General features: G+C 51.4%; 8 protein-coding genes and 2 pseudogenes. All 10 read right to left on the bottom strand.

The genetic code is table 11. The features are described 5' to 3' along the window. The coding region (locus tag C7J97_RS15445; RefSeq protein ID WP_242983538.1) for a DUF6054 family protein at positions 1-263 on the bottom strand (263 nt) is incomplete at its 3' end. 218 nt (positions 264-481) lie between these two features. Beyond that, the gene (locus C7J97_RS14340) at positions 482-685 is read right to left on the bottom strand and encodes a transposon-transfer assisting family protein (protein ID WP_044954185.1); all 204 of its coding nucleotides are present in this window, start codon (positions 683-685) and stop codon (positions 482-484) included. Positions 686-718: 33 nt separating this feature from the next. Then, positions 719-943 (bottom strand): annotated as a pseudogene (locus C7J97_RS15105) (hypothetical protein); the annotation flags it as partial. Positions 944-1,154: 211 nt separating this feature from the next. Further along, the gene (locus tag C7J97_RS14330) at positions 1,155-2,681 is read right to left on the bottom strand and encodes a hypothetical protein (RefSeq protein WP_097840383.1); all 1,527 of its coding nucleotides are present in this window, start codon (positions 2,679-2,681) and stop codon (positions 1,155-1,157) included. Between the two features lie 54 nt (positions 2,682-2,735). After that, positions 2,736-3,188, bottom strand: a complete 453-nt coding sequence (locus tag C7J97_RS14325) for a VOC family protein (protein WP_005945543.1) — start codon at positions 3,186-3,188, stop codon at positions 2,736-2,738. Between the two features lie 103 nt (positions 3,189-3,291). Then, the gene (locus C7J97_RS14320; protein ID WP_113993328.1) at positions 3,292-3,495 is read right to left on the bottom strand and encodes a transposon-transfer assisting family protein; all 204 of its coding nucleotides are present in this window, start codon (positions 3,493-3,495) and stop codon (positions 3,292-3,294) included. Continuing rightward, on the bottom strand, positions 3,485-4,000 hold the full coding sequence (locus C7J97_RS14315) for a YodL domain-containing protein (protein WP_113993327.1): 516 nt from the start codon (positions 3,998-4,000) through the stop codon (positions 3,485-3,487). Before C7J97_RS14315 ends, C7J97_RS14320 begins: the two co-directional genes overlap by 11 nt. Positions 4,001-4,008: 8 nt before the next feature. Further along, the gene (locus C7J97_RS14310) at positions 4,009-4,896 is read right to left on the bottom strand and encodes an LPD16 domain-containing protein (protein WP_113993326.1); all 888 of its coding nucleotides are present in this window, start codon (positions 4,894-4,896) and stop codon (positions 4,009-4,011) included. Further along, positions 4,896-6,938: a type IA DNA topoisomerase gene (locus tag C7J97_RS14305; RefSeq protein WP_242983537.1), complete on the bottom strand. Its 2,043-nt coding sequence runs from the start codon at positions 6,936-6,938 to the stop codon at positions 4,896-4,898. Before C7J97_RS14305 ends, C7J97_RS14310 begins: the two co-directional genes overlap by 1 nt. A 99-nt stretch (positions 6,939-7,037) precedes the next feature. After that, positions 7,038-7,397: pseudogene (locus tag C7J97_RS14300) on the bottom strand (CD1107 family mobile element protein); the annotation flags it as partial.

Below are 7,397 nucleotides of genomic sequence, written 5' to 3'. Positions count from 1 at the left end.
TCCAGAAAAGATTCTTCACCGAGGGTGTTCACCTTGAAGAACACCGCTTGACTGCCTCCTGCGGTGATGGCAGACAGCCGGATCGGACTGTCTCCATTCTGGAACAGGGTCAGTGTCAGACTCAGGCGGTTGCCGCCCATCATGCTGTACCGTTCAAATACACGGACACTGCACCGGGCATCGCCCTCTTTGAAATCACTGCCTGCCTCTAAATCTGCCGACCAACTGCTGTCCGGGATTTCTTGTTCCAGCTTCCGAAGCAGCTTGTCAAAGTTTTTGTTTCAGATGGTCTTTTCAAAGATTGCCATAATGGTTCCTCCGTTCTGACAATTAAAATTCAGTCCCTTATTTTTGATACGAGCAGAGCCACAGGAAAATTGCGGAGAAATCGCTTGAAGAGAGGAATTTTGTCTAATTTGATTATAGCATATCTTTTGGAAGAACAAAATACTTTATGTACGCCGCCCGCAGGCGGCAAAAGTCAGTCCAGTGGAAATTCCAGCTCGGCAAACTCTGCATCGGTCAGCAGTTTCAGCTTTTCGATAACCACCACCGATAGTTCCCGCAGAGCGGTCTCGTCCGGCATCAGGTAGCACTGCATGAGCCGCAGTTCGTGAATGAGCCCCAGCCGGGTGCCGGTGTTGTAGAGCATCATCAGCATCAGTTCCTCATGGTTAAAGTTCATGCGCATCCCTCACTTTCCGGCAGACGATGGGGTTGCACTCCGGGGCACATAACGGTTCATCCGGTTGTTCCAGATGTCAAAGTCGGCGCAGGCGGTGGCATCGGGGCGCTGGGCGTAGATCATCAGCTGGTCTGCAAAGGGGTACTTGTACAGCCGGGATGCAGTGGTCAAATAGTCCGTCCAGCTTTCCCAGTACCGGGTCAGACCATTCGCCGTGCGCTGGGCAAGGGCGAGATATTCTTCGGTTTTGCTTGGCATAGCGTTCCTCCCTTCAATCTCGTTGTAAACAAAAAAGCGAGCGGCCTTTTCAGGTCACTCGCTTATGGAATCTATGGTAGTTTATAGCATGAATGGAAGCATTCTATCAAGCCCACTTTTTGCGGGTTATGAAAAAATTTCGGAACAATGCCCTATGACATTATCCCAGTTGACAACCATCGACAAACTGAAAGTCGTCATCGTATTCCTGTTATATAAGGTTGATCGTCGTTTCATCAAAATTCTTAATACTGAACATTGTGCACCACTCTACATCATCCCGAACCGGCTCAAAGTGCAGTGCTGAGCAAGCAGCATAAAGCCTGCCTTGTGATTTTTCTCCAGTCATAATCACTGTTGGTCCGTCAGCTCCACCGATAATGCCTACGCAAGCATTATTTTGGGTTTCCGGCGTGAAGGAGTCTCCCTCCACAGCAATTTCCATAGGCTTATCTCCATCGCAGCAATCACAAATCGAGATATCTTCCTCCGATTCAGGGAAAAGCGTATAACGCATGACGGTAAAATGTGTCGGATAAACCCAGCGGTCAGAACCGAAACACTTTTGAGGAATTGTTTGTTGCTCTATTTCCTGCACGGTCAATGTATAGTTTGTTCCGCTGACCGGATGGAGGAAAGAAAACGAATCACCGGGAGCGTGTGTCTGGAAATGTGGTCCCGGCACACGGCATGGCCGTTGCTCCATCGTAAGGGAGAGGGATTTTATTTCAGGACGGCGTTTGCTTGTCCACGGAAATGCCGCCCGAAAAATCATCCACCCATAGGATGTATCCAAATCATAGTGTTCCAATGCCCACTTTGCTTCCGCTTCATTGATCATCCCGTCTGGCAAACATGGATTAAAGACCACCGAGCAACCGTGGGAGGTCAGCATTGTTTTCCCGTTCAATTCCAAACGAGGAATAAAGTCAAGACAAAGTGGATTTTCTAAATCTATTTGCAGTTGCTGCTCCTGCGTGAAGTATTCACAAGAGTCGTTTTCGGGGTGTAAATCCCATTTAGTCATGAACTTGCGAATGTCTTCCTCCGGGGTACGCATACAAAAGTCCACAACGAACCCCTTGCTGCACGAATACGCCGCAGGAATGATCCAATGATGCCCGGCCCATTCAAATTGCTGATTCAAGGGGACTTCTGTTCCGGCACGTTCTTTTCCCGAATGTCCCCAGAAGTTTCCCTCAAAGTAGACTTTCCACTCCGGGATAGCTGGTTTTGCGTTCTGGTCCACAACATCGTAATATTCTTTGGTGTACTTGATTTTGCTGTAATCAAAAGATGCCTGAAGCTCTTTGATATATGCCCATGGCCGCTCCATTGGCATCAGCTTTAATTTCGTAGCGACAAGCGCAAGGGTTTCCTGCTGCTCCTGCGTGGGAGGGTTGTCCTGTAAGAAGGTTTCAAATTGTGCCTTATCCCACATCCATGCCTGCTCCAATGCTGCCACATCGCCGCAGGCAAGCAGTAGCCGCAGAAAATCAGCGAAATTTTTTGCCAACGGATGAACATAGTTTGGAAATGTGTTCGCCGGGCTGACAGCAAAAACCATACCGCCAAAGCCACGAACAAAACAGAAGTGGATTCCATCCACACCGGTCCAACCAAATACAGACGCACCCTTTGGTGTGCAAAAATACGGTTCGTTATCTGTACGGCGTTCTACGCCTAAGGATGAAAGATCAATGTCAGTCTGTAATAATTTCTGAAATGTTTTGTCCATCGGCTGATCCTCTTAAACAGGAAGTTGGCAATTTCCTATACCTATGATTTCTTATCAAAGAGTTTGCATCATTTCAAGGATAATGCCATCCGGGTCTCTGAAATAAAAAGCTCGGCTCTCCCCAAATCCATTTGCTCTAAAGTCGAAATACTGCGGTTCAGATAAGCACTCAACATGGTTTTCGATAAGGGTTTTATAGACAGAATCAATGTCATCCGTATAGAAACATACTTCCGAGATGGATGTCGTAAACAAATCTGATTGTTCTTTATGGATCTCGCTATCTACGAACTGAATCAGCTCGACCGGTGGCGTTTCAATAGCCTTAGAACCGTTCAAATAAGCGACCCTTGCTTTGCAATTCGACTTGCGAAACATTTTATCGGTTTCTTTGCCTTCCATAAAAATCTCTCCTTGAAACGCAAGTCCAAGGATGTCTCTGTAGAAAGCAACCGAGCGATCCAAGTCAGAAACGGTCAATCCAACATGATAAATTCTTCCAATCATATTTTTATAGCCTCCTGAGAAAATTCCGAGTTGTCGAGTTCAGTATACCACACCAAATGGCATTGTAAAAGAGAATATGTACGCCGCCCGCAGGCGGCAAAATTTAGTCCATAGGAAATTCCAACTCAGCAAACTCCGCATCGGTCAGCAGTTTCAGCTTTTCGATAACCCCCTCCGACAGTTCCCGCAGGGCGGTTTCATCGGGCATCAGGTAGCACTGCATCAGCCGCAGTTCGTGGATAAGCCCCAGCCGGGTGCCGGAGTTGTAGAGCATCATCAGCATGAGTTCTTCATGGTCAAAGTTCATGTTCAGCCCTCGCTTTCCGGCAGACGATGGGGTTGCACTCCGGGGCATCGCACTTCTCCTTGAGAGTTTGCAGAACAGAAGAGCGCTCCTGCTTTTTATCCAGAAACCCCGGCAGTTCCTTGAAACCGATGCTGTCCACATAATGCGCCGAAATCTTCCCGTCCTGATTCAGCATGATTACATCGCTGACCGACAGGCTGTGTCCCTCAAAATCCTGCGGACGGGAGAGGTTGAACATCTGAAACAGTTCTTCCAAAACCTCGTCGCTCGGCACATCCTGCCACATGGCGGGCAGATCAGCATAGTAGGTGACCTCGTAATGCTCCGGGTCGGGCGTTTTGCCTAGACGATTCAACTCCCGCATAGAAGCAAATCTTTCATCGAAGATTTTTTCGTCATGCCGCAGCTGCATCACCATATAAACATCGCACCCTGCGTTCAGAAATTTCTGCGGGATGTCCGCCATGGGTTCGCCGTCAAAATTCTGGTTCCATTTTTGCTGCATCGTCCACCTCACAGTTCTGGCGCAGAACGTGCAGAGGATTTTGGCGCAGACGTATCACTTGCCAGTGCTGCCAGCTTTTCCAATGTGGAAGTGCGGTGATCTGCGCTCAGTTCCTCGGCTTCTGCAACTTTGTCCATGACGGCATCGTAGTCCTGCAACAGCCGTCGCCCCTTTTCCATGTGGTGAGTTTCCAGAATCTGCTCACGGGCTTCCTGAATGGTCAGTTCCGGGGCATCCAGCTGCCCACCGTCCATCACAGAATAATCGCTGTGGTAGAGGGTGTAGTCCCATCCATCCTCACAGGACTGGATGGCAAGGTAACCTTTGCCGCCCAGTTCCCACGCCGCCTGCTCGTCCTGTGTCTGGATCTCCGGGTAGAAGTCTGCATGGTTTCGTTCCATGACTTCGGCAAACTGGCAGATGTGGAACACATTGCCCAGACCGCCCATGTCAAAGTGATAATCATCCAGATGTTCCACCCGTGCCGTAAAGCTGCGCCCATCCGGGTAATCCACCTGTACAACTCCGCCATCGGGAATGCGGTAGAGGTCGTCATAGTGGCTGTTGATGAGACGAATATCCTTCGGCAGCGTTTCAGGCTCCCAGATGCGCCGTCTGCCGATACCAGCTTGCGGGATGTTTTCGAGGATCTTTACGCTTTCCTGTTGGATGACCTTGCGGTCATCGTCCGAAAGTTCAAACAGATACCAGTTCCGGGCGGCAGGAATGGCGTTCCTGCCATCGGGCGGCAGGTTCTTTTCCGAGATCTGCCCACTTTCCAGCGGCTCGCCAGTTACCTTGTTATAAGTGGCAAAGCCGACCCCTGCACCGTTTTCCCGGAGGTGGAGATAGCGTTCATCGTTGATAAGGTAAACCGCTTCTTTTTTCTGCTCCATCAGCAGCCACCTTCAAATTCCAGAGAAAACTTGCTGCGGCCATCCGCCTCGGTGCCCAGCAGCACGGTTGCATTGTAGGTCTTGCCCTTGGCGCTCTTGCAGTCCTTCAGCCGGACACGGCCATCCCGCAGCAGCTTGTCCGCCATTCGGCCATCCAAACGCTTACCCAGACGCTTAAAGAACGCATTGTCCTTCCACAGCACGAAACGGCAAGGGTTGGATTCACAGAACCAGCCTTTTTCACGCTCTACAACATTTGCACCGCAATTCGGGCAGACACCAATGATTTTGTTTTTCATAAGCGCATTCACTCCTTTTTTCATTTCCGTGTTCTTTACCAGTTCGGTAATCATCGTATTGATTTCTGTCATAAATTCACTCGGCTCCATTTCGCCACGTTCGATTTGCAGCAGCTTTGCTTCCCAGTCGGCGGTCATTTCCGGGGATTGGATTTCTTCGGGCATCACGGTGATTAACGCTTTCCCCTTATCCGTGGGCAGCAGCACCTTGGTTTTCTTGGTGCCCTTGCGCTCCAGAAAGCCCTTTTGCACCAGCTTTTCAATGGTGGCGGCACGGGTTGCCGGGGTGCCGATGCCCTGACGCTCCACACCCTCCGGCATACTATCCGCACTGGCGGTTTCCATAGCGTGCAGCAGGGTATCCTCGGTAAAGTGCTTCGGCGGGGAGGTTTGGCCCTCTTTCAGTTCGGCATTGAGGATGCCGCACTCGTTCTCTGCCGCATTGGGCAGGGCGGTGAGTTCCTGCTTCCGGTTCAGGATGTCTGCCAGCACCTTGCGCTCCACAGCTTTCCAGCCTTCCTCCAAAACCTCCTTGCCCTTGGCGGTAAATTCCTCCCCGGCACATTCGGTGGTCAGCAGGGTTTCCAGATACCGGAAGGGTTTGCTCACCGCCATCAGCGTCCGGGCGATGATGAGCTTCAGGACGTTCTGCTCGCCCTTGGGCAGTGCGTCCAGATCTGCTTGCAGCATACTGCGAGTGGGCAGAATGGCGTGGTGGTCGGTGACTTTTTCCCGGTTGACGGTGCGCCGTGTCCGAGGCACAGCCTCGTCCACATCTGCCGAGGTAATGTCGAGAAAACCCTCCAACTCCTCAGTCAGTTCCTCCAGCATCTCCTCGTCATCGTCGGTGATATAGCAGCTATCAGTTCTGGGATAAGTGGTAAGTTTCTTCTCATACAGGCTCTGTACATAGTCCAAAGTCTGCTGTGCGCTGTACCCCAGCAAGCGGTTAGCATCTCGCTGAAGGGTGGTCAGATCATACAGTGGTGGTGGATTCTCGGACTTTTCCTTGCGGGTGATGCGCTGGATCGTTGCTACCATCTCCTTTCGACAGGCTTTCAACAGGTTTTCAGCAACGGATTTTTCAGGAATGCGGCGGCTGGATGCCGTGCAGCCGCTGGTCAGTTCCAGATCCACCGTGTAGAATTTTTCCGGGGTAAAGGCGGCGATGGCGGCTTCTCGCACCACCGTCATGGCAAGCACCGGGGTCATAACACGCCCCACCGCCAGCGGCTGACCGTACAGGCACGAAAAAAGCCGGGACGCATTGATGCCGACCATCCAGTCGGCGCGTTCCCGGCAGAGTGCTGCATTGTACAGCGCATCGTATTCAGTTGACGGTTTGAGATGGGCGAAACCCTCTCGGATAGCGTTTTCCTCCATGCTGGAAAGCCACAGGCGGGAAACAGGCTTCTTACATCCAGCCTGCTCATAGACCAGTCGAAAGATCAGTTCGCCCTCACGTCCGGAATCACAACTGTTCACCACAGTATCAACATCAGCCCGGTGCATGAGTCTTTTCAGAATGCCAAACTGCTTTTTGGTGGATGCAGACACCAGATACTGCCACCTTTCCGGCAGGATGGGCAAATCTGCGATGCTCCACTTGACGTACTTTTCATCGTAGATGTTGGGCGGTGCCAACTCTACCAGATGACCCACGCACCAGCTCACCAGATAGCCGTTGCCCTCCAGATAACCGTCCTGTCGGTTGGTTGCACCGAGGACTTTGGCGTAGGACATGGCTACGGACGGCTTTTCCGCCACGACTAATTTTGCGATAAAAATCCCTCCAATCTGTTTCTGATTGCAATATGTACGGCGGCAAATGCCGCCTTGAAATCAGATGGGTTCGGTGTCCTGCTCGTCCGGGGCTTCGTCCTCGTCCGGCACATCGGTCGGAATCTCAAAATCGCCCTTGTCCTCGGTGTAGTTTGCATCGGGATCAAGGGCTTCTTTTTCGGCCTGCTTTTTCTGCTTCTGCTTTGTGAAAGCGTAGAAAATGCCGCCAGCCACCAGCGCAATCAGCACCACCACGCCCAGAAAGCCGGATGCGATCTTTGTGACCTTATTTTCCTTAGGCTGTTCCGTGCCGGATGCCGCCGCTTCTTCCGCAGCTTTCTTGGCTTCTTCCTCAGCTTTCAGCCGATCCTGTTCCGCCTGCGCCGCCGCTTCCTTTTCGGCGGTATAAGCATCGGCGGC

Source organism: Faecalibacterium prausnitzii (assembly GCF_003324185.1).
GTDB lineage: Bacteria > Bacillota > Clostridia > Oscillospirales > Ruminococcaceae > Faecalibacterium > Faecalibacterium prausnitzii.
Note: the sequence above shows the minus strand (reverse complement) of the source record. Positions and strands in the feature narration are given on the sequence as shown.

What these genes read in the sequence shown, in the direction of transcription:
- C7J97_RS14340 (WP_044954185.1), bottom strand. Translation starts at nt 685, where the DNA reads ATGAACTTTAACCATGAGGAACTGATGCTGATGATGCTCTACAACACC.
- C7J97_RS14330 (WP_097840383.1), bottom strand. Translation starts at nt 2,681, where the DNA reads ATGGACAAAACATTTCAGAAATTATTACAGACTGACATTGATCTTTCA.
- C7J97_RS14315 (WP_113993327.1), bottom strand. Translation starts at nt 4,000, where the DNA reads ATGCAGCAAAAATGGAACCAGAATTTTGACGGCGAACCCATGGCGGAC.
- C7J97_RS14320 (WP_113993328.1), bottom strand. Translation starts at nt 3,495, where the DNA reads ATGAACTTTGACCATGAAGAACTCATGCTGATGATGCTCTACAACTCC.
- C7J97_RS14310 (WP_113993326.1), bottom strand. Translation starts at nt 4,896, where the DNA reads ATGGAGCAGAAAAAAGAAGCGGTTTACCTTATCAACGATGAACGCTAT.
- C7J97_RS14305 (WP_242983537.1), bottom strand. Translation starts at nt 6,938, where the DNA reads ATGTCCTACGCCAAAGTCCTCGGTGCAACCAACCGACAGGACGGTTAT.
- C7J97_RS14325 (WP_005945543.1), bottom strand. Translation starts at nt 3,188, where the DNA reads ATGATTGGAAGAATTTATCATGTTGGATTGACCGTTTCTGACTTGGAT.